This is a genomic window from Bacteroides sp. K03 (genome assembly GCF_019734355.1).
Taxonomy (GTDB): Bacteria; Bacteroidota; Bacteroidia; order Bacteroidales; family Bacteroidaceae; genus Bacteroides; species Bacteroides nordii.
In genome coordinates, this window is record NZ_JAASHC010000003.1 from 371,754 (window position 1) to 394,975 (window position 23,222).

General features: G+C 36.9%; 20 protein-coding genes. 5 read left to right on the forward strand and 15 right to left on the reverse strand.

The annotated features are described in order from the left end of the window. Window positions 1-16 precede the first annotated feature (16 nt). The 11 genes from HCG69_RS03990 to purT all read right to left on the reverse strand — a co-directional run bounded on the left by HCG69_RS03990 (window position 17) and on the right by purT (window position 13,122). Window positions 17-1,234 (reverse strand): glycosyltransferase family 4 protein, encoded by a 1,218-nt coding sequence (locus HCG69_RS03990; RefSeq protein WP_221648948.1) that lies wholly within the window; start codon window positions 1,232-1,234, stop codon window positions 17-19. A 1-nt stretch (window position 1,235) separates the two neighbouring features. Beyond that, window positions 1,236-3,125 carry a heparinase II/III family protein gene (locus HCG69_RS03995; RefSeq protein ID WP_221648949.1) on the reverse strand — a complete coding sequence of 630 codons (1,890 nt, stop codon included), beginning with the start codon at window positions 3,123-3,125 and terminating at the stop codon, window positions 1,236-1,238. A gap of 207 nt (window positions 3,126-3,332) precedes the next feature. Further along, on the reverse strand, window positions 3,333-3,743 hold the full coding sequence (locus HCG69_RS04000; protein WP_255585411.1) for a serine O-acetyltransferase: 411 nt from the start codon (window positions 3,741-3,743) through the stop codon (window positions 3,333-3,335). Between the two features lie 11 nt (window positions 3,744-3,754). Further along, entirely contained in the window at window positions 3,755-4,705 is a 951-nt protein-coding gene (locus tag HCG69_RS04005; protein ID WP_221648950.1) for a glycosyltransferase, read from the reverse strand. A gap of 179 nt (window positions 4,706-4,884) precedes the next feature. Then, window positions 4,885-6,138: an O-antigen polymerase gene (locus HCG69_RS04010; protein WP_007485204.1), complete on the reverse strand. Its 1,254-nt coding sequence runs from the start codon at window positions 6,136-6,138 to the stop codon at window positions 4,885-4,887. Beyond that, window positions 6,135-7,448, reverse strand: coding sequence for a murein biosynthesis integral membrane protein MurJ (gene murJ / locus HCG69_RS04015; RefSeq protein WP_221648951.1), 1,314 nt, complete (start codon window positions 7,446-7,448; stop codon window positions 6,135-6,137). The genes HCG69_RS04010 and murJ overlap by 4 nt, the downstream gene beginning before the upstream one ends. Beyond that, window positions 7,442-8,605, reverse strand: coding sequence for a non-hydrolyzing UDP-N-acetylglucosamine 2-epimerase (gene wecB, locus HCG69_RS04020; RefSeq protein ID WP_221648952.1), 1,164 nt, complete (start codon window positions 8,603-8,605; stop codon window positions 7,442-7,444). The genes murJ and wecB overlap by 7 nt, the downstream gene beginning before the upstream one ends. A 12-nt stretch (window positions 8,606-8,617) precedes the next feature. After that, a complete protein-coding gene (gene wecC / locus HCG69_RS04025; protein ID WP_221648953.1) occupies window positions 8,618-9,823 on the reverse strand; it encodes a UDP-N-acetyl-D-mannosamine dehydrogenase in 1,206 nt (401 codons plus the stop codon). A gap of 399 nt (window positions 9,824-10,222) precedes the next feature. Then, entirely contained in the window at window positions 10,223-10,693 is a 471-nt protein-coding gene (locus HCG69_RS04030) for a UpxZ family transcription anti-terminator antagonist (RefSeq protein WP_221648954.1), read from the reverse strand. Window positions 10,694-10,697: 4 nt separating this feature from the next. Continuing rightward, on the reverse strand, window positions 10,698-11,225 hold the full coding sequence (locus HCG69_RS04035; RefSeq protein WP_002560678.1) for a UpxY family transcription antiterminator: 528 nt from the start codon (window positions 11,223-11,225) through the stop codon (window positions 10,698-10,700). A 712-nt stretch (window positions 11,226-11,937) separates the two neighbouring features. Continuing rightward, entirely contained in the window at window positions 11,938-13,122 is a 1,185-nt protein-coding gene (purT, locus tag HCG69_RS04040; protein WP_263668521.1) for a formate-dependent phosphoribosylglycinamide formyltransferase, read from the reverse strand. Window positions 13,123-13,232: 110 nt separating this feature from the next. On the opposite strand from purT, the gene HCG69_RS04045 reads away from it, so the two are divergent. Beyond that, window positions 13,233-13,376 (forward strand): hypothetical protein, encoded by a 144-nt coding sequence (locus HCG69_RS04045; RefSeq protein WP_221649093.1) that lies wholly within the window; start codon window positions 13,233-13,235, stop codon window positions 13,374-13,376. 207 nt (window positions 13,377-13,583) lie between these two features. Here the strand turns inward: HCG69_RS04045 and HCG69_RS04050 are convergent, their stop codons facing one another. Beyond that, entirely contained in the window at window positions 13,584-15,101 is a 1,518-nt protein-coding gene (locus HCG69_RS04050; protein ID WP_221648955.1) for a DUF4301 family protein, read from the reverse strand. Window positions 15,102-15,299: 198 nt separating this feature from the next. Here HCG69_RS04050 and HCG69_RS04055 point away from each other — a divergent pair, with 198 nt between their 5' ends. Continuing rightward, on the forward strand, window positions 15,300-17,516 hold the full coding sequence (locus tag HCG69_RS04055; protein WP_221648956.1) for a bifunctional (p)ppGpp synthetase/guanosine-3',5'-bis(diphosphate) 3'-pyrophosphohydrolase: 2,217 nt from the start codon (window positions 15,300-15,302) through the stop codon (window positions 17,514-17,516). Window positions 17,517-17,692: 176 nt separating this feature from the next. Beyond that, entirely contained in the window at window positions 17,693-18,055 is a 363-nt protein-coding gene (locus tag HCG69_RS04060; protein WP_221648957.1) for a diacylglycerol kinase family protein, read from the forward strand. A 109-nt stretch (window positions 18,056-18,164) separates the two neighbouring features. Here the strand turns inward: HCG69_RS04060 and HCG69_RS04065 are convergent, their stop codons facing one another. From HCG69_RS04065 to HCG69_RS04075, 3 genes are all read right to left on the reverse strand, one after another. After that, the gene (locus tag HCG69_RS04065) at window positions 18,165-19,319 is read right to left on the reverse strand and encodes an MFS transporter (RefSeq protein WP_221648958.1); all 1,155 of its coding nucleotides are present in this window, start codon (window positions 19,317-19,319) and stop codon (window positions 18,165-18,167) included. A gap of 5 nt (window positions 19,320-19,324) precedes the next feature. Next, window positions 19,325-20,146 (reverse strand): 3-methyl-2-oxobutanoate hydroxymethyltransferase, encoded by an 822-nt coding sequence (panB, locus tag HCG69_RS04070; RefSeq protein ID WP_002560691.1) that lies wholly within the window; start codon window positions 20,144-20,146, stop codon window positions 19,325-19,327. Between the two features lie 245 nt (window positions 20,147-20,391). Beyond that, the gene (locus HCG69_RS04075) at window positions 20,392-21,042 is read right to left on the reverse strand and encodes an HAD family phosphatase (RefSeq protein WP_221648959.1); all 651 of its coding nucleotides are present in this window, start codon (window positions 21,040-21,042) and stop codon (window positions 20,392-20,394) included. Between the two features lie 124 nt (window positions 21,043-21,166). On the opposite strand from HCG69_RS04075, the gene HCG69_RS04080 reads away from it, so the two are divergent. Continuing rightward, window positions 21,167-22,516, forward strand: coding sequence for an MATE family efflux transporter (locus HCG69_RS04080; RefSeq protein WP_002560693.1), 1,350 nt, complete (start codon window positions 21,167-21,169; stop codon window positions 22,514-22,516). Window positions 22,517-22,692: 176 nt separating this feature from the next. Beyond that, window positions 22,693-23,133, forward strand: coding sequence for a hypothetical protein (locus HCG69_RS04085; protein WP_221648960.1), 441 nt, complete (start codon window positions 22,693-22,695; stop codon window positions 23,131-23,133). Window positions 23,134-23,222 lie beyond the last annotated feature (89 nt).

Genomic DNA, 23,222 nt, shown 5'->3' on the forward strand with positions numbered 1-23,222 from the left:
AGCCAGAATTAAAAAATTAATCTGTCGAAGAAATTTCTTCAAGAAACGATACAAAATCATCAGCCAGTTTTATTCTTGAAAAATTAGCTTCTGCAAACCTCCTTGCGTTTTGTCCGGCATTCATTCTATAATTATCATCATCTACCAGCTTAATCAAACCATCCGCAAAAGCTTGTGCATTATTCGGTGGTACCACTACTCCCAAATTATTTTTTTCAATCATATCGGCCAACCAACCGGGATAGTTATTCAAAACAGCCAATCCCGATGAGATATAATCAAAAAACTTATTAGGTGAAGTTCCATAATAAAACGCAGGAACATTCGCCAATACCATTAACCCCACATCTGCCGATGCAACAATTGCATTTAATTCTTTCTTAGGTATCGGAGCATAAAACCGGCAATTATCCAGTTTTTCTCTTTCCACCCGTTCCTGTAGATGAGGTTTCATTTTTCCATCCCCGATAAACGCCAATACAATATCATTTCTGCCTCTATTTTTTAATTCATTTGCAGCATCCAATATCGCATCCAACCCATTAGCAATTCCATGTGCTCCTGTAAATACAGCAACTTTGTCTGTTGGTTTTATACCCTTTAGTTTCAAAAGCTCCCTTGGAGCAGGTTTAAATATATCCAAATCGCACCCGTTGGGTATCATAGCTATGCGTTTTCCTGATTGACTACGCTTTCGAATACCTTCACAAATCCCCGGTGAAAGTCCCACACAAGCATCCGAATAATGATAACTTAACCATTCCAGAACACTCATTCCCCATAAAAGTAGCGGATTCTTCATCCCCAATGCTTTAGGAAGTTCCGGCCATAAATCGCGTACCTCGAATATAAATTTCTTCTTTCGGAACAGTTTCATCACAATTCCCGGAATACCAGCCGTCAATGGTGTTGAAGTGGCAAACAATAAATCGTACTCTTCTTTTAATGCGATTTGTACTCCTTTCCAGCCAAACTTTATAAACGTTAATGCTCTTTTAGCTATCCCATCCTTATTCGAATAGGGCAAAGCTATTTGTATCACGTCAATTCCATCTACCATCCCTCTGTGCACATTTTTCATTTGAGTGCGCGGTAAGTCCAACTTTGCAGTTTCACCACATACCATGCAAACCGAATGTCCACGTTCAACGAGCCGTTTTGCCAATTCATAAGATCGTGTACCTCCAGCCTGAGTAGGGACCGTAAAATGTTGATGAAAATAAAGAACTTTCATTTTAAATCACTTGAATAATTGTTGTTATAGATTTAGATTCTGTATCACTTATAAATTCGATTTCTTTATTCTCTTTTTTTTGTCCATAATATTCAGAGTACATACCCTTGGACGAAATGTAATTATGACTTACAGATTTAAAATCTATTCTTGAAGATTGGGTATGCCACAGTTGGCGTATTTTGCTCCCTTGAGGTTTATTCAAAACAATATCCTCAACCATCCATTCCGGAGCATTTTTCTTCTTTATAATCTTTCTTGAATGAGCTATATCGTGTCCTAATTGCCTGAAACAACTTACTACTCCCGAAAAACAATAAGAATCATCCAACTCCTGTATAGAGGCCTTTAAAGCTTGCGACCAATAAAACCACATAAATCTTGCCCCTTTCAACATCTGGTTATTATTGCCCAACATGATTGTGTTGTGAGATTGGGTCCCCATAAAGTAATTGATATCCGAAGCATCCGTATTATACTTATAACTACCTCCATCCATCAATATATTTTCTCCTTTATACCAAACATCCATATGCAAATTATCTGCATGTGCCGGACGATCCTTATATTTACCGCAACGAATAAAAGTCAATGTATCCTGTTCACGTATCAAATAGTACCCTCCTACATCAAAAGAGATACATCCTATCTTCTGCTTGAGAGGAGCAAATTCAGCATGTATACAATTCCGATTATTTGCATACCAACCTCTATCCTCATATACATCATCATAAAGATTTTCACCGGTAAGCAGATAATGAAGAGCATCGAGCTGAGGACGGTAATCTCTATAATCCGAATCATTTAATTTAAAAAACAGAGCTCCATCATTCGAACCATAATTAGGTAAATATCCATTTGATAATTCCTGGCACTGATATAGAAAATTGACAGATTGATAAGCGCGCTGATAGACATGTTCGCTAAAACATTCTCCATTCCTTTGAGCAAGAGCAATGCCCCATGTCAGTAATTGAATCACCACCCTGTGATAATTCATGCTAAACTGAAGGTACGTTCCATCTTCTGCTATCTGATATTCGATCTCTTTTTCGAACCACTTTTTTCCCTTCGATTTCCATAACTTCGCATCCGGAAACCATGGAAAAAGTAAACCTACAATATACAATGTTAATGTCTCTGTTATAGCATGATTATTACGGACTGCTATTCTTGAGAAGTTAATGTTACCATAGACGTGCTTTATCTGCCAGTATATAGAGTTTATGATCTTCTGAAAACAACTTTCTGTTAAAAAAGGGGATGATTTGTAATAATACAGAGCAAAAATCCAATTGAGAACCCTTAACGAAATCTCTTGACTACACTTATAATTCGGTCCGCAATTCAGAGGATTTTTATCAATCCAGTCCTGTATCTGATCAAATACGAACTGACTATGATCTTCTCCGGTTGAGTGGTCATATCGTATCACCGTATAGAGATATGAGAATCTTGACTTCTCCCATACATACTTGATATCTCCGGCTTCTTGTACAATGTCTTCCACCTCTGTCCAATGCTTGGATACGTCATATTTATAATTTGTATCAGGATTAGTCACCCAATCATAATCAGTACCCAAATCATACCATGCAGATGAAAAAAAACAGCACTCCCCTTTTACAACCCGATGGAAATCAGAAGCCAAATTATCTGTATGCACTCTACTGAATGAGACCTCTTTTGACGAATCAAAGAAGAACGGTAGTACTTTCTCTTTCCATTCCTCTAATGAAAAAAACTTCTGCAACTTATAGTTCACCGGATATCTAAGCCGTAATAAACCCGATTTACGTTGCATTTCATAAGAGGCACGAAATAAAAAATATCTTCCTCCCATATTTTTCAATATCTGGGAGTAGAGATGAAAATTAACTATCAATGACATATAATATTCAACATTTCTATTTTATTTAGTGCTACTATTTAGTACAATAATAACCATTCCTCATTACTACATTAAAAGAATAATTGCTACAATATAGAAATGAAAAAAAAATCAAGAATATAGTCTTATCCCAATATGGTATAATAAATTTTAGGTTACCCAAGTACATTTACGTCAATGACCACATAACAAATTTCATACGGAGTTTTACTTTAATATCTTTGCAGGTACTCCTCCTACTACAGCATTGTCAACAACATCCGTAATAACCACAGCATTTGCACCAATAGTTACATTGTTTCCTATATTGATTGGTCCAAGAACTTTTGCTCCAGTAGAAATATAAACATTATCTCCAATAATAGGTACACCTGGTCTTCCTCGCCCTCCAATAGTAACATTTGTACCAATTATACAATTTTTTCCAATAATAGCATTTGAATGAATCACCACTCCAATAGCTCCATATCCAAAACGGGTACCTTTTCCAATTGTACAAGAAGCTGGAATATGAGAATTAAATAACAAGAAAATAAGAGAGTGAATTAGTTTTGGGAATATAGGTATCTTTTTAAGATAGCACCAATGTTCGATTCGATATAATCCTATAGCATTCATATGAGAAAGAATTATCCTTTTAATATAATATTTTTTAATTCCCTAAACCTCCTTTTCACATCATAATTATCAACAATTTGCTGACGGCTTAATTTTGAATATTCTTCTATATTAGAAAGCTCACTAACAGTTTTAATTACTTTTGCAATACTTAAAGGAGTTATATCATTTAGTATAAAACCAGAATTACCTACCAAGGTTGGTAATTCTCCCTCTTGGCTAACAATAACAGGTGCACCACATGCCATAGCTTCAGCTACAGCTAAGCCAAATCCCTCATATTTAGACGGTTGAATATAACAATAACAGTTTTGCATTAAACATATTTTCTCATCTACACTAACACTACCTAAAAATGATATATAATTTTCTAATTTCAATTTTTTTATATAATTAGAAAAAAAATCAAAGGCATCACCCTTGTGCCCTGCTATCTTCAACTTTACAACATATCCTTGAGAGATTAACAAACTTACAGCATCCACAATCTCTATAAAAGACTTTCTAACAATACTATGCCCTCCTATTAATCCTACTACCAAAAAGAAATCACCTCGCTCCCCTTGTTTCAATTTATATTTTTCTGTATCTATTCCATGTGGAGAATAAGACATATTTTCACATCCCCAATCTCTTCTTATCATATCATATTCCTTTTTAGATACTAAAATATTATTAGTAGCCAACTTAAATGCTCCTTTTATTAAATATCTTTGCCACCAAGGACGACGAAAATAATCAATCTCACCTTTAGGAACATAATAATTAAACGTACCTGTTATGAATACTTTCTTCCGTAATAAACGAAATATAAAAACAGGTAAAAAAGCATAAGTCCACCACCACACAAACAAAATATCTGCTTTCCAATCTATTTCCGAATACTTAGTAGCAATTACCATTTTATCATCTATCTCTTTTAAACAATCAATGTCTGTTTTATAGAATTCTATCGTATCCAAAAGTTTGCGATCCTTTATTTTACAAAAAAAACATATTCTCATATTTATTCAATAATTATTACAGTTCAACAAATTAATATTAAACACTTGGAAAAGTATCTTTTAGATAATTTGATATCATTTTTTAATCCTATTTTTATATCTATTTGACTCGGTCAAAAACATAAAACACCATATACCTACGAATCTAAACTTTTATGGAAGGATAGAAATTTAAAAATTATATTCAAGATTATAACTCCAACAAATAGACACATAAAACCATTATAAACAGATCCTCTAGCTATAGTCACTAAATTTGAAGATACTAAAATCAATAATAGAAAACCTTTTATATTATTATACATAGCTTTACGTATATACGAATCTAATACTCCAATAAATATTCCCCAAAAAAGTCCAAGAAAACATCCACACATTCCAAAATTAGCATAGCAATCTCCAAATAATGTAGGATGAACACTAAAATTCGCAATTCCTGGAATCCAAGCTTGCCCCATAGTTATGGCAAAATCATCAGGTTTTATTCCAAAGCTTAAACTCGTTGGCAGAAACCATAATAAAATCCTAAAATAAGTATGCCCTTCTCCAAATCCCCCAAAATCATTATCATGATAAACAAAATAATAAAATACTTTACGTAAAGCAAGTTCGCCATCTCCTTCAAAAAGCATATTAGTCACAACCTCATTGAAATCTCCCCACTTAATATCAGAAGATAAAAACATATCAATGCTACCATAATACCTAAAAATTAGTAATGCAAAGATAGAATATACAGCACATACCAATAATAACAAACATTTTATAAAAAATAGACCACCAAACTTATTCTCTTTTAAAATATAAAACCAATATATAGAAATAAATAAAGGAAGAATTTCCATTCTATTTCGTGATAATATTACGCCAAAGACTAATAAAGCTATAACAACAACTATTTTCAAATGTGTTCTATACAAAAAGCATAACAGCAGCACAGAAGAAAAAACATAATAAAAATAGGCATACAACTTCATAAAAAAGACTTCATCAGATACATTTCTATTCTCTGCCCATGAAGTATTTAGCAAACTACCTGTGGCTCTATAAAGTACAAGAGTCCTTACGAAGATCAAAACGAATAAAAGAAAAACAAATGTAGTTATATAACTCTTATTTTCAGGAACTAACAACGATATATTCGGTCGATTATTCCAAGGAATTAATTTAATTCCCACCATATAAAATATGCAAAATAATACCACAAATATTGAAACTTTATCTATCACCCAAGATGGATATTCAAAACTACCAACAAAAAACATCAGCAAATGTGGTATTGAGAACATTACAAAAAGAGTTCCCCAAAGAAAAATTGACACTGATTTTCTCCTAAATTCATATATTATGATAAAAACAAAAGCAAAAAACTGTAAAAAAGACAATATCATAATATTTTTCTTCTACCCTCTAAGTACGGATGTATTTTTACAAAATACATAAGTATAAATAAACTAGCACTAAACATATAAGCAATAGATGTTGATAATGCCAACCCCTCATAATAACCTACTTGCACAAAACAAAAACTCAAAAAACATTTTAACAAAACAGACAATATAGAGAAGTAAAATATATATCTTTCTAATTTCAACGTATAGTATAACTTAATAATAATGAATTGAATAAACATAAATGGTAATCCAATGGCAAACAAAGACAATAAGTGTGATGATAAGGAAGTATCATTAGATGAAAAAGCCCCCCGTTCAAACAGTAATGATATTATATAATTATTACCTAGTATTAAAAATAAAGCTATAAGAGACGCCAATAAAAATACATATAGCAGAATCTTCCTCATCAATCCATCCAAAATAATATAGTCATTATTTTGATAAACTCTTACTATTTTAGGGAGTAAAATTCCGCCTAAAGTTATTCCTAATACAGTAAATGGAAGTTCCTTTACAATATTAGCATAATATAATCCTGTTATATATCCTTGTGGTAAATATGCAACATAGATCCTATCCGAAAATGTATAAAATTGCCCTAAAGCTTCAATTATTAAAACAACAAATATATTAGACAAAAGATTTGGAGTATACGACATTTTAAATGTAAAATATTTCAAAATTGACTGTTTTTTTAGTACTACTAAAAAAAGAAGAGATTCTAGTACTGCACCAAAAGCTAAACCATAACAAATAGAAACAACCCCTACTCTTTTGGAAAATAAAAGCATAAATAATATTACACTTGATTGCAGTGTCAAATGTAAAAAAGCAGGTAATATAAATTTTTCTTTTGAATTGTAAAGTGTCATCAGCAAATTAAAAAAGGACTCGAAAAACACATATATAGATAAAAGGCGCCCTAATTTTAAAGCTAATATTGTTTGCTCATGAGAAAACGCTAAAATATTAATATAAGACCCTATAAATAAATGATATACAATAACAATAAATATCAAAAACAGCACATATGGAGTAAAAAAATGAGATGCGAAATAACGATAGAAAGTAGGATCATCCATATTCCTATTTAATTTAGGAATAATAATATTGGGAACAGCATATGTCAAAAGGCTAATAATTATTCCAGGAACTACAAATACAGATAAATAAATATCAAACTCATTAGATAATCCAAATTGCTGTGCTGACAATATTTCTCTCAGAAAACCAATGCATTTACTACAAATTGTAGCAATAGCTAGCATTACAAAATTTCTTTTTAGCTTACCCGCTGCTAACATTTAGAAAAATTAAATAAAGAACATATCTGTCCACAAGCCAGTCCATCCCCATATGGATTTACAGCCTTACTCATCTTATCATAATATTCTCTATCATCCAGTAAAGCAGAAACTTCATTTACAATCTTATCATAATCCGTACCCACCAGTTTTACTGTTCCCGCTTCTAAAGCTTCCGGACGCTCCGTGGTATCACGCATAACCAAAACAGGCTTACCAAGTCCTGGCGCTTCCTCTTGAATGCCTCCACTATCGGTAAGAACAATGGTAGATTTCTCCATCAAATAAACAAACGAAAGATATTCCAATGGCTCTATAAAGAACATATTATCCAAATCGGATAAGTCTTCACCAAATACTTCGTGAATGGGTTTGCGAACATTGGGATTTAAATGCATCGGATAAACAAAATCAACATTCGGATACTTCTCAGTCAAGGCCTTTATTGCTCTGCACATCGAAATAAAACCTTCACCAAAATTCTCACGTCGATGTCCGGTAATGAGAACTAACTTTCGAGTACCATTCAAACGATTTACGTCATAACCGGATTCACGAAGTAGGGTCTCCAACTCCTTTCCTAACTGCTTGTCCGATTTAATCTTATCAACCACCATATAAAGAGCATCAATCACAGTGTTGCCTGTCACGGTAATAGCTTCTTCACTTATCCCTTCATCCAATAGATTTTGTTTGCTTAGTGCAGTTGGAGAAAAATGATAAGTAGCAATACGGCCGGTTATCAAACGATTCATTTCTTCGGGCCAGGGGCTATAGATATCATGGGTACGAAGTCCTGCCTCTACATGACCAACAGGAATTTGTTGATAAAAGGCAGCTAAAGCTGAAGCAGTGGATGTAGTGGTGTCACCATGTACTAAGACAATATCCGGATTTGCTTCTTTCAAAACGTCACGCATACCTAAAAGTACTCGGGAAGTGACATCATAAAGATCTTGTCCCTGTTTCATTATATTTAAATCATAGTCCGGCTTAATGTCAAAAAGATGAAGTACCTGATCAAGCATTTCACGATGCTGGCCTGTTACACATACAATGGTTTGGAATGTCTCCGGATACTTCTGGAACTCCTTCACTAATGGAGCCATCTTTATAGCTTCGGGACGAGTCCCGAAGACTAACATTATTTTTTTCATAATAATATATACTTATTTTTTATAGATCCCACAAAAATCAAGTATCACTTTTGTGTCATCATAAGGCAAAGCTTTAAATACAGAATGAGCTACCAAGAATACAACAATATCCGCCTGCTTATAAGCTTCTTTATAATCAGTGAGTTTAAAAACTTTATGTTCTGTCACATTCGGTTCAACTACCAATATATCTGCATTGTTGCAACTTTGCATCACCTTTGTTGTGATGTATTTTGCCGGTGCCTCACGTAAATCATCAATATCCGGTTTGAAAGCTAATCCCATCATGGCGACAACAGGCTTGCGATGGTGCTCTAACTCAAACTTCAACATGGCGTTTTCTACTTTCTCTGCACACCAAAAGGATTTATAGTTATTGATCTCACGGGCTTTTGATATTATCTGAGATTCTATCGGAAAATCGGCTGTGATAAAATAAGGATCCACAGCAATGCAATGTCCTCCTACTCCACAACCCGGCTGGAGAATGTTTACACGCGGATGCTTATTGGCTAAGCTGATCAATTCCCAGACATTAATACCTGCTTTATCACAAATAAGAGATAATTCATTTGCAAATGCTATCTGTACATCTCGCGAGGAATTCTCTGTCAGTTTACACATCTCGGCTGTTTTACAATTAGTCCGATGTAGCGTACCTTGTACAAATTGGCTGTAAAACTCAATTGCTTTATCTGTAGATGCTTCATCCATACCGCCAATCACACGATCGTTGTGTACCAACTCATGTATTACATTTCCCGGTAATACACGTTCCGGACAGTACGCTATAAATATTTTGCCTTCCAATTCTGGACGAAGGCTAAATATTAAATGAACCATTTTATCTGTTGTGCCTACCGGTGAAGTAGATTCGATAACATATAAGTCACCTTCCTTCAACAAAGGGATTACTGCACGGGTTGCGGATTCCACATACGAAATATCCGGTTCGTGATTACCCTTAAAGGGAGTGGGTACTACCATAAAATAGGCGTCACTGATTTCAGGAGTAGTAGAAGCTTTTAACTGCTTGGCAGAAACAACTTCCTGAAGAAGTTCCTGCATACCCGGTTCAATGATATGTAATTGCCCCTGATTGGTCATCTCAACAACTTTCGGATTAATATCAACACCGGTAACTTGAATACCGTGTTTAGCTGCTATAATAGCAGTAGGAAGGCCAATGTAGCCTAAGCCCATAAAACAAGCTTTCATTTGAGTATCTATTTAAGTAAGTATCTTGTGGGGTTGACCTATAATATATAGATATACTATAAACTTTTATACAGGTCAGTTATCATATAGGTAAAAAAACAAATTTGTAACGAATTAAAAAATATCAGACAATGGTTTCTTAAAAAAAGTGCTATTTCTATATTAAGAAATATAAATACATTTATAGTATTACATAAAACATTAGTTATCAAGTAATTGCATATAACACTTTTTTCTCTACGAGGAATGATAAGAAACTCTACGAGAAACATCCCGATTCTCTACGAGAAAAAGGATTATTCTCTACGAGAAATAAATCAAAAAGTCATATTATGTAACAAAAAGAATATAAGTTATGAAATCCTCAATTCATATTTGTAAAAAAATAAGGCAGAACCATTATTCAAAATCACTATATGGATATTGATTTTCCTCCAAATTCCGAAGATTCTCAACAACCTCTTGCTCTTTGGCCGTCAGCTCTCGTCCCTGCCAACTATCAATGATTGCATGAGCTTCTTGTGCTAACTCTTCCTCAAAAACTTCACCATAACAATACGTCAGCAACTGACATTTTAATAAAGAAGGAGGAAGTTGCTCTAATACCTCCCAAGCACGGTCGAGAATGGACTGTTTTTTCGCTTCTTTATCTTTATCACTATAGATAGTGGCATTGTAACCCATCAACAAAGCCAGGCAAATGCCGGCTTCTTCTTCGGGAGTATCACCCTTAACAGAATAAAGAGCATCGGAAAGAATCTGAATTTCTTTATTCAAACGACTAAAATGCTCTGCGTAAATTGGGTCACCATCCAAACCTAAGTAGAGTGATTTTTGAGCAAGCTGCTGCAATTCTTCTGTTTTATTCATAAAATTAACTGATTACTTTCAAATAACTTTTCGCCACTTTTACGCTGGCTGTCAATACACCTTCAATACGAATGATGACATAAGTTTTATTAGCCTCTAAAGCCAACTCACCTTCAACACCACATAAATCACCTTTCATCACACGAACTTTACTACCAACAGTGAGAACTTCATTGTCAAAGCTGATATTATCGGGATTAAGATCCATTATTTGTTTAAAGTCCTCCATCTGTTTATCGGGAACAATAAGCATAGCACGAGTCACAAAGTCCTTTATATAATAAAGTTGAACACCATACTTATTTGATAAATCGCAGGCATCCTGTTTAGTGGCACGAACAAAGATCAAGTTTCGAATAACAGGAACTTCAACACATTTACGACGGTATTTTAATTGGCGAATAACAAATTGAGTAGGAAGATAATATTCAATATTAATATCGGCTCTCAATTTTTCTAAAGAATCCCGGATGACAAATTCTTGCTTGTCGCGAGTACGGGCGGCAAACCAATATTGTTGTTGTTCAGACATTTACGAGAAATGATTGGGAAGTTTTTTCCTTAGTTTCGGGTGCGCTTCGCGGTTTGAATGAGACATAGAACCTCTTTCAAACCGTCAACTTTTTAGAATTTATTTAATATTGGAAACGAAGCGTTTAGAAGATAAAAACGTTTCAATAAACGTTCGTTTAATGGCACAAAGGTAAAACGTATAATTAGAAGTACAAAATATTTCTATATATAAAATTCAAAACATTATTTTTTTACGTTGTATATCTTTGATATTCAATAATATGATCTTCCGGAAAAATTAATATTTTCATGTATTCCTCCATTAAATATTTCTCTTAAAAAGACCTCAAAAAAAGTGTGCCATTAAACGAACGTTTATTGAAACACTTTTCTTAATAACAACCAGAATTCACAAATCATCAATTATCTCTTTATTATAAATAATGAGTTGAATATATTTTTATAGTATTTCAATACACTATTTCATTAATAAACAACGTTTTATTATATACTATTTATTCATTACAAAATAACGTATTTAAATCTCCGTTAATTACCTAATTAACCCATATTTAATATGCATAATTTACACCTATAAAATACGTACTTTTATAATATAAAGAATAGGATGCCTGATGTGGCGTTAACAATGTTAATACAAAAAGGGCTACACACCAGAATTAAACATCCTGCATGTGCAGCCCTCTTATTTTATCTATTTTCTATAATTATCAGAAAACCTCTACCTTTTCAGCAATTCGTTTTGCCTTGTCACGTAATGCATCCAAATCCGAACCCAAAGAAGCATAACAAAGCACCACTCCCATACGACGATTAACACGGGTAAAAGGCTTACCAAAAATACGCAGATATGTATCTTCTTCGCGTGTCACCTCTTCCATCCCCCGATATTGAGGACGCTCCTGACTGGCAATTGTTGATAGAATAACAGCACTGGCTCCTATCCTCTCCTGCTTGATGCCCGGAATAGGTAAACCAAGTACGGCACGCAGGTGAAGCTCAAACTCATTCAGATTCTGTGTTCCTGCCAAAGTCACCATACCCGTATCATGCGGACGAGGAGAAAGTTCGGAGAAATATACTCCGTTCTCATGGCTCAGGAAGAACTCTACTCCCCACAAACCAGCACCGGTTAAAGCACGAGTCACTTTTTCAGCCATTTCTTCCGCTTCTTTCAAATGAGCAGGATCAATATGTGCGGGCTGGAAACTTTCACGATAATCTCCTCCCTTTTGTACATGTCCGATAGGCGGGCAGAAAAGAGTGGGACCATTCTTTTGAGTAACAGTAAGCAATGTTATCTCACTGTCAAACTTAATAAATTCTTCAATAATAAGCTCACGAATATCTCCACGGCTACCACTGCAACCATACTCCCAGGCATGTTCCAATTCATCGGCACTTTTCACCAATGACTGACCTTTACCGGAAGACGACATCAATGGCTTCACCACGCATGGAAAACCAATTTTAGCAGCAGCCTCTTTCAATTCTTCCAGAGAAGTTGCATAAAAATACTTAGCCGTTTTCAAGCCCAACTCCTGAGCTGCCAAATCACGAATAGCTTTACGATTCATTGTAAAGTTTACTGCACGCGCACTGGGCACTACTTGTATTCCCTCCTTTTCAAAGTCATATAGGCGTTCTGTACGAATGGCTTCAATTTCCGGTACAATAATATCCGGCTGATGTTTCCTGACTACGCGTTCCAGTTCTTCTCCATCGAGCATGTTGAACACCTCATACTCATCAGCCACTTGCATAGCAGGAGCTCCGGCATACGAATCACATGCAATGATATATTGCCCTTTACGCTGGGCAGAAATAACAAACTCTTTTCCTAATTCACCGGAACCGAGTAAAAGTATTTTCTTCATTGGTTTTGAGTGTTTAATTTTAATGCTACAAAATTAGTACATTTAGAGAAACATTGTATACATAAAGAGAAAAACAAAAGATTTTATGTACATTTGCGTAGTTATTCATCCATATAACCTAAGAATTCATGAAGTCGATAGTCATTAAAAACTATAAAAATATCAAAGACCTCTCTATTGACTCATTGGCACCAGTCAATCTGATAGTAGGACGAAACAATGTTAGAAAATCGATCTTACCGGAAGCTATCTATGCAATCAGTAAGATATAAAGGAAACTGTTTTTATTTATGGAAGAATTTAATAAAGGAAACATATTACTCTATCAAACTGAAGATGGTGAATCTAAAATAGAAGTTACGTTTTGAGAAGGAACAAAAGAAGTTAAAAAAATAATTCCCGCATATAAAGTGTAAGGAAAGAAAAAAGCCAGCCTCCTTTGCATGGAGCCTGGCTTTTTTCTTTCTATTTCAACGTGTTTATTGATGTTGCTCACGCAATAAATCATTCACCGTTTTTACAGGATTGAAAGTAGAGAGTGGCACTTCTACAAACACGGTGCTCCAGTCACTCATTGCACCATTCCACAATCCGGGAAGTTCAAGAGCCTTGAGATCTTTGCCATTCTTAGACTTATAAGATATGAACCCGGTAGCTTTATCTACATACTTCGTCAAATCAAATTTATGGCCTTTATAATCACGCACGGCACATACCAGATCTACCGGATTAAAGTGAGTACCTTTCTCAAACATCTCTTTGGCAGTAGGATCATTCATATCAATCTGAGAGCTTTCCAGAATCTGCAATGAGATAGTACCATCATTGTTATAGGCTAAGAACGGACCACCTCCCGGTTCGCCTACATTCTTTACCATACCACAAACACGCATCGGACGATTCAGTTTCTTTCTCAGATACATCACCAATTCCGAATCTTCCAGATTCTTGGTCTCCGGATTCTTACAGAATAGTTTCTTTTGTACGAACTGAAGAATTTCCATCACCTGTTCATGAGAATAATCACCGCTATCCAATAATTCCAGATACTCAAAAGCTTGTTTTTGCAAAGCAACCAGCACACCCGCAATCAGTTTCTTATAAAGCACCGTATCTGCTTTCAATCTATCAGGTACTACATTATCGATGTTTTTGATAAAGATAATATCGGCATCAAGATCATTCAGATTCTCAATCAGTGCTCCATGACCACCCGGACGGAACAACAGCTTACCATTATCACGGAAAGGCTGGTTATCCATATCGGCAGCAATCGTATCTGTACTGGGCTTCTGCTCTGAGAAAGTGATATTGTAATCTACCCCATAACGCTGGGCAAACTCTCCGGCTTTCTCTGCTACCAAAACTTTAAACAGTTCACGATGCTCAGTAGAAACAGTAAAATGCACATTCACCTTGCCACACTTTCCGGCAGCATACATAGCACCTTCGGCCAAATGTTCTTCAAGCGGCGTACGTGAACCTTCTTCATATTTATGGAATTTGAGTAGTCCTTTAGGCAAAGCACCGTAGTTCAATCCGGCTTCTTCGAGCAGGGCAGATACCACTGCTTTGTAATTTCCTTCGGCTATTAATCCGCAAATGTCCTTTCCGGCTGTACGCTGACAGGCTACATTCAAATCATCATAAAACGCAAACTTCTCAATGCTCTCAAAGAAAGCCTGCTCAAATTTCGTTGTAGGCCGGTCATAGTCGGCTCCCAGAAACTCAAACAAATTCTTAAACATACGACTGGCTGCTCCGGAGGCAGGAACAAACTTCACAATCGTCTTCTCTGTATTCTTATATGCATCCCAGGCTGCAAGATATGCCCCCTGCTCATCTGCATCAGGAGCAAGAATCCCCTTCTCAACCGATGCAGCTGCATCCAATTTCAAAAACGGAAAACCTTTCTGAAAGCATGCCAGTTGTTCGGCTATCTGAGCTTCCGAAATACCTTTTTTGGCAAGCAACTCTTTGTCTTGTGGTGTCATCATACGTATCTATTTTTATTAATTGATGCCCAAAAATACAAAATGTTATTTAGTTATGCCCTTTTACTAAACAAAAAAAACTACTTTTACATCGAAATAATGTAGTAATGTGCCAATATACCAATGTGCCAATTACCATTCGGTATCACAGCGCAGCTAATTGGCACATTGACATATTGGCACATTAAATAATTATTTATCATGGAGGATATTTCATTTTTCACAGAAAAAGAGAAAGCTGAGTTATTCGCTTTATATAAACGGCTGATACGGTCAGCAGGAGAAAGTATCACGAAGGACGATACCCGGAAGCTGAAGAAATACCTTATTCATGCTGCACAGTGCAATAGTCTGCGCCGTAACAATTTTGGGATGAATCCTGTTATCAGGGATTTACAAACGGCTGTTATTGTAGCCGATGAGATAGGAATGAAAGGATCGTGCCTGATAGGTATCATGCTGCACGAGATTGTAAAAAATAACGTATTATCTCCCGCAACTGTCCGCAGTGAGTTTGGAGAGGATGTTTCGAGTATTATCACAGGATTGGTAAAGACCAATGAGTTGTATGCTAAAAGTCCTGCTATCGAATCAGAAAACTTCCGTAACCTGCTTCTTTCTTTTGCAGAAGATATGCGCGTAATCCTTATTATGATTGCCGACCGTGTAAACGTAATGCGGCAAATCAAGGATTCGGAAAATGAGGAAGACCGTATCAAGGTAGCCAATGAAGCGGCCTATCTGTATGCACCGTTAGCTCATAAGTTAGGGCTCTACAAACTGAAGTCGGAATTGGAAGACTTGTCTCTGAAGTATATTCACCGGGATACTTATTATTTCATTAAAGACAAACTGAATGAAACAAAAGCATCGCGGGACAAGTACATTGCTGCTTTTATAGAACCGATACAAAAGAAAGTAAAAGAGGCCGGGCTGAAATTCGACATTAAGGGGCGTACCAAGTCCATCCACTCTATCTGGAACAAGATACAGAAACAAAAAACGCCTTTTGAAGGTATCTATGACCTTTTTGCCATTCGAATCATTCTCGATTCGGATCCGGACAAAGAGAAACAGGAGTGTTGGCAGGCTTATTCTATCGTGACAGATATGTATCAGCCCAATCCGAAGCGTTTGCGTGACTGGCTGTCTATCCCTAAAAGTAATGGATATGAATCGCTCCACATCACCGTAATGGGACCGGAAGGAAAATGGGTGGAGGTACAGATACGTACCCGTCGCATGGATGAAATAGCCGAACGGGGTCTTGCAGCTCACTGGCGGTACAAAGGTATCAAAGGAGAGACAGGACTGGACGAATGGCTGACTTCTGTACGTGAAGCACTTGAGAATCCGGACAATGATTCAATGAAAGTGATGGACCAGTTCAAAATGGATCTGTACGAGGATGAAGTGTTCGTATTTACACCCAAAGGAGACCTTTTCAAACTGGCCAAAGGAGCAACTGTACTCGATTTTGCTTTCCATATCCATAGCAAATTAGGTTGTAAATGTATCGGTGCAAAGGTCAATGGCAAAAACGCCCAGTTGAAACAAAAACTGAACAGCGGTGACCAGGTAGAGATCATGACATCGAACACCCAGACACCCAAGCAGGATTGGCTGAACATTGTAACCACCTCCAAGGCTCGTACCAAGATTCGACAGGCACTGAAAGAGATGGTGGCACGCCAGCATGACTTTGCCAAAGAAACACTGGAACGTAAATTTAAGAACCGGAAGATGGAATACGATGAGGGTACAATGATGCGCCTCATCAAGCGATTAGGATATAAGGTAGTTACAGAGTTCTATCAGGCGATAGCCGATGGCACACTGGATGTAAACGACTTGCTCGACAAATACACAGAACAGCAAAAACGAGACAACGATACACATGATGAAATTGTATACCGCAGTGCCGAAGGATATAACCTGCAAAACCAGATAGAAGAGACGAATGGCAAAGAAGATGTACTTGTCATTGATCAAAACCTGAAAGGACTGGAGTTCAAACTGGCAAAATGCTGTAATCCGATCTATGGAGATGAAGTATTCGGGTTTGTTACTGTATCCGGAGGTATCAAGATTCATCGCATGGATTGTCCGAACGCAGATCAAATGAGAGAACGCTTTGGATATCGTATTGTAAAAGCCCGTTGGGCCGGAAAATCACAGGGAACACAATACCCCATCACACTCCGTGTAGTGGGACATGATGACATTGGTATTGTCACAAACATTACTTCGATTATTTCTAAAGAAAACAATATCACGTTACGTTCCATTGGCATTGACTCCCATGATGGCCTGTTCTCGGGTACAATGACTATCATGGTAGGTGATACAGGTCGTCTGGAAGCTTTGATAAAGAAATTAAGGACGGTAAAAGGAGTGAAACAAGTGAGCAGAAATTGAAAAATAATGAATCAATGTGCCAATATGCCAATGTGCCAATGTTTTATTGAAACGCGAATGATCGTAAATTTTCGCAGATTAGATGGCTTGCTACATTTGAGAGACGATATTCTTTGCGTAAATTTGCGATAATCTGCGTTTCAATGATACGATCATTTAATTAGGATACAGTACTTATGGAATCATTCAGTATAAAAAAACGTCTGAAAAGCTTTACCTATGCATGGAAAGGGATCAGAGGCTTTGTATGTAGGGAACACAACGTATGGATTCATCTGACAATTGCTATGTTAGTAATTATTGCAGGCTTTATTTTCGATATAGAGAAGTTCGAATGGGTAGCAATTATTATCTGCATAGGGGTTGTTATCGCGGCAGAAGCATTCAATACAGCCATTGAGCGACTCGTGAACTTAGTATCTCCTGAATGGCATCCGATAGCCGGTGAGGTAAAAGACATTGCAGCAGGCGCCGTACTGATATGTGCTATTGCAGCAGCAATCGTAGGATTGATTATCTTTATACCATATATTAATTGAAAGTTGAAAATTGAAAATTGAAAATGGAAGAAAGGCAGAAGAAACATGCTGGAGATTTACCAGCAGTCTTTCATTTTCAATTTTCAACTTTCAATTTTCAATTATTCAACTATCGTACCCGCTTTTTCTTAAAATAGGGATAGGTTAGCAATATGAAGAACAGCAAAGCTATCGGAGTCAGAATACGCCCTAAATGATAAACGGCATCTACAGAAGACTCAGTGCTCAGATAGCAAGCAGCAGCAACTCCCAAAGACATGCCTGTTTCCCATGCTAAAAGATGAGTGGTATTGGCAGTGCCACGCTGGCAATGTTGTGACAGTTTTACAAACATCAGCAAGAACTCAGGAGTAACCAATCCAAGTCCCACTCCCAACAATATGGCAGTTACAATAGCCGGCAGTTCTTTCAGTAAAATAAAAGAAACCATCATCAGGCTAATTCCTAAAGTAATAACCCTCAGCGTTTTCTCCTCACGATAAACAAACCTTGCCAGCAATACAGAAAACAGGAAGCCCACTCCTACTATTGCAAAAAACGGAATTTCGATATTACCTATAAACACATCACTCAATGAATTATGAAAAACAGGTAACAACAATCCCGGAATAAAAGCTATCAACATAAGATTGAAAGCGGGCAACCATCCTCGTAAAAGTAAAAAACGGTCGGACGAACATAGGTTAGTCACAATCGGTGCACGGAAAGGTACATAAACACGGGAAACAAAGAAAATGCCTGCCAATCCGGCAATAACCGATACATACAATAAGGTTTTAAAATCATACCACTGATACAAACCTACCCCCAATGCTATGCCGATAAGCATTCCTAACCGGGCCGTCCACGAGAAAGCAATATTCCCCGAACTACGCAGATTAGTATTGGTAATATCAATAGCCAGCGTAATGCCTGCCGTAGTAGCCATACCAAATGCAATACCTTGTACGAAACAAAGCAGCAACAGCTGTGTGATATCATTAACAAAGCCATATCCCACCGTAGCCGCTACCATCGTTGCAAAAAAGAAAGCACAGACATACTTCCGCTTGTATGCATCTACCAGGTATGCATGAAAGGGACCAATGGCAAACATTCCCAAAGTAAGCAACAAAAACATTGCTCCGGTTTGAGAAACCGGCACACCCAAGTGGTCCGCCATCTCTACCGGAACAACCGGAAATAGCATATACAGGGATATGAACAACAGCAAATTAGCAACACATATCCGCATAAAATGAATTGTCCACAAATGGTTTGTCATAAATATTAATATTGTTCCTTCTCGTTCGGGAAGTCACAGTTCTTTACGTCCGATACGTAGTGACTGATAGCATCCGTCATCACTGTGAACAAGTCAGCATAACGGCGCAGGAAACGAGGACGGAAACCATTGTTCATACCCAACATATCCTGAATAACAAGCACCTGACCATCTACATCACCACCGGCACCAATACCAATGACAGGAATAGTCAGTTCACTTGCCACACGTTTAGCCAGTTCGGCAGGGATCTTCTCAAGAACCAGTGCAAAACAACCGGCTTCTTCAAGTAAGTGTGCATCACGAATCAGCTTTTCAGCTTCTGCTTCATCTTTAGCACGAACCGTATAAGTACCATATTTATTGATTGACTGTGGCATCAGTCCTAAGTGACCCATGATAGGAATACCTGCACAAAGAATGCGCTTTACAGTTTCGATAATTTCTTCGCCACCCTCTAATTTTAATGCATCGGCATGGCTCTCTTTCATAATACGAATAGCAGAAGCAAGACCCTCTTTTGAATTTCCCTGATAGGAACCAAACGGCATATCTACTACCACCATAGCACGTTTCACTGCACGCACAACAGACTTACCATGGTAAATCATCTGATCGAGCGTAATAGGAAGAGTTGTCACATTACCCGCCATCACATTGGAAGCAGAATCACCGACAAGAATCACATCCATTCCGGCACCATCAACAATCTGTGCCATTGTGTAATCGTAAGCAGTCAACATAGATATCTTCTCGCCTCTTTCTTTCATTTCTATTAGGCGATGTGTAGTCACTTTTCTGGTGTCATCTGATATATATCCAGCCATGTTTCTATATATTTATGAATTAATAAATTGGGCGCAAAGGTATAACTTTTAATTTATAACAAACAAGAAAAGAAGAAGAATTCATATTTTAGAGAATTTCCCAATCCGTTTAATTACTTTATTATCAGAATTATTACAACTTTGATGATACTCCAATAAACCAAACAAGAAACAAGCAAGCTCCCGGCCCTATGCAACGAGAGTACTTGTTGAAAACATTAAATAAGTTAGTGGCAGAATAAGTTTCATTTCACCATAGACAGTAACTTCTCATAGGTCATTCCCATGAAATCATCCATGATAACATTTGCTTTATCTGTGATCGTTTCACGGGAATTTGTGGTTGCCAATCCTATAACAGTAGCACCGGAAGAACGCCCGGCTTGCAAGCCATGAAAAGAATCTTCAAATACAAAACTGTTCTCCGGAGTAGTCTCAAAGATCTTCATTCCAAGCAAAAAACAATCCGGAGCCGGTTTAGAATGTTCAAACATCTCTCCGGTAAGAATACGATCAAACTGTGTCTTGAATTCGGGATGAGCATGATAGACATTTTCCATCTTCTCTTCGTTGGAACTGGTGACAAGAGCGATCTTCACACCATGACGACGAAGATCGGCAAGGAAACCTTGTACCCCCGGAAGATATTCATAGACCATATCTTTCTCAAACTTATTTAGTTCACGAGTAATCTGCTCACGTACCGGAACAAGATCTCCGGAAAAGTATTTATCATAAATCTGCACCAGGGTCTGTCCTTTTATTCCGGGACCAAAATTCTCTTTATGCAGATACTTTTGTCCCTGTTCATTCCAAAAAATAGTATACTGTGATTCTGTGTCCATTATAACACCGTCAAAATCGAACAGTGCAGCAATTGTCTTTGTAGCATCCATAAACATCTTTTACCTTTAAACGTTAAACGTTGTATTTACATCGGCGCAAAGTTCAGAATAATCAATGGATAAGGCAAATTATTTGTACCTTTGCGCCACTTAAAAAACCGTAACGACTCAATATATGGCTCAACAAACCGACCCACGCATTCTGGGAACCGAAAAAATCGGGAAACTTCTGTTACAATACTCTATTCCCGCTATTATCGGAATGACTATTACTTCACTTTACAACATTATTGATAGTATTTTTATCGGGCACGGTGTAGGAGCTATAGCCATTTCCGGCCTGGCCATTACATTCCCGCTGATGAATCTTGTGGTAGCTTTCTGTGTACTTATTTCGGCCGGTGGGGCTACAATTTCTTCTATTCGCCTGGGGCAGAAAGATATGGAAGGCGCAACAGAAGTGTTGGGTAACACATTAATGCTGTGCCTTATTAACTCGGTAGTATTTGGCGGCATTGCTTTTATTTTTCTGGATCCTATACTAAATTTCTTCGGTGCCAGCCCTGCTACATTACCCTACGCACGCGATTTTATGCAGGTAATCCTACTTGGTACTCCTGTGACATATACCATGATAGGTTTGAATAATGTAATGCGTGCCACCGGATATCCAAAGAAAGCGATGCTGACTTCTCTGGTAACTGTATTAGCCAACGTAATTATTGCTCCTATATTCATATTCCATTTCCATTGGGGAATCCGGGGAGCGGCTATGGCAACTGTAGTATCGCAATTTATCGGTATGGTATGGGTAGTGCAACATTTCCGCAACAAGGAGAGTTTTGTACATTTCCGTCCTGGTTTCTGGAAAATGAAAAGACGTATTGTAGCCAGTATCTTTTCTATCGGTATGTCCCCTTTTGCAATGAATGTAACCGCTTGTGTCATCGTGATCCTTATCAACAACAGCTTACAAAAGTATGGTGGAGACATGGCTATCGGCGCATACGGTATTATGAACCGGTTGTTAATGCTCTACGTTATGATTGTAATGGGACTGACCATGGGGATGCAACCCATCATCGGTTACAACTACGGTGCACAAAAACAGGATCGTGTAAAACATACGCTCCGCCTGGGTATCATCGTTGGTGTACTGATCACAAGTAGTGGTTTCATTATCTGCGAACTCTTTCCGCACACCGTTTCTGCTATATTCACTGACAGTGAGGAGTTGATTAATATGGCAGCAACAGGACTGCGTATCTGTATCTTGATGTTCCCTCTGGTTGGTGCACAGATTGTTATTTCTAACTTCTTTCAAAGTATCGGGAAAGCAAAAGTCAGCATATTTCTCTCGTTGTCCCGCCAATTGGTATACTTACTGCCCTGCCTTCTGTTATTTCCCGGTTGGTATGGGTTAAATGGCATTTGGATGAGTATGCCGGTATCAGACGGACTGGCTTTTATCACAGCAGTAATTAGCCTGATGATCTATATAAAAAGAATAAAACACAATGCCTAAAACCAATTAAGATTTCGGATTCAGTGTCCTTGTTTTATAGCATTTGTACGAAAAAGAAAGATATTAATTACAACTGTTTTCAAAACAATCCTTACAAACAGTAGGTTTATTTAAAAAAAGCATTTATATTTGTTAGTCAATAAAACCTTTGAACTATAAAACAAATACCTAAGCTTATGAAAACTATAAAAAAACTAATCTGTTTATTATTTTGCATTTTGTCATTGTTTGCATGCAGTAAAGAAGAATCCAATCCCCAATATGATCCGTCTAATGTCTTGTTCAAGGACATCCCTATTAGCGCCATAAAAAGTTGCGTTATAGGCCATTGGATACCATTCCGTCAATATGGAGGAGTTGCCGGTATAACAGAACTCAAAGATATTTATGAAGAATATCAAGAAAATGCACTTATTATAGAAAATAGAGCAACAAATGATTATACAAGAATAGAAATAAAAAAGTGGATTAAACAGGATGATGCTTGCATACTAATAGGGACAGATAACACTCCTATTTTGTATATGTATGGCATAAAAAAAGATATACTTTCTACTTCAATGGGAAAAGAACCTTCACCTGATAATATGGTAACCCTGAGTTCACGAACAAAATAAAAGCATGAAAAGAAATCCATTATTATGGATCATTTGTCAAATGTATAACTCGATACAATAGCGTTAATATTGTTAACGCTATTTTTTAA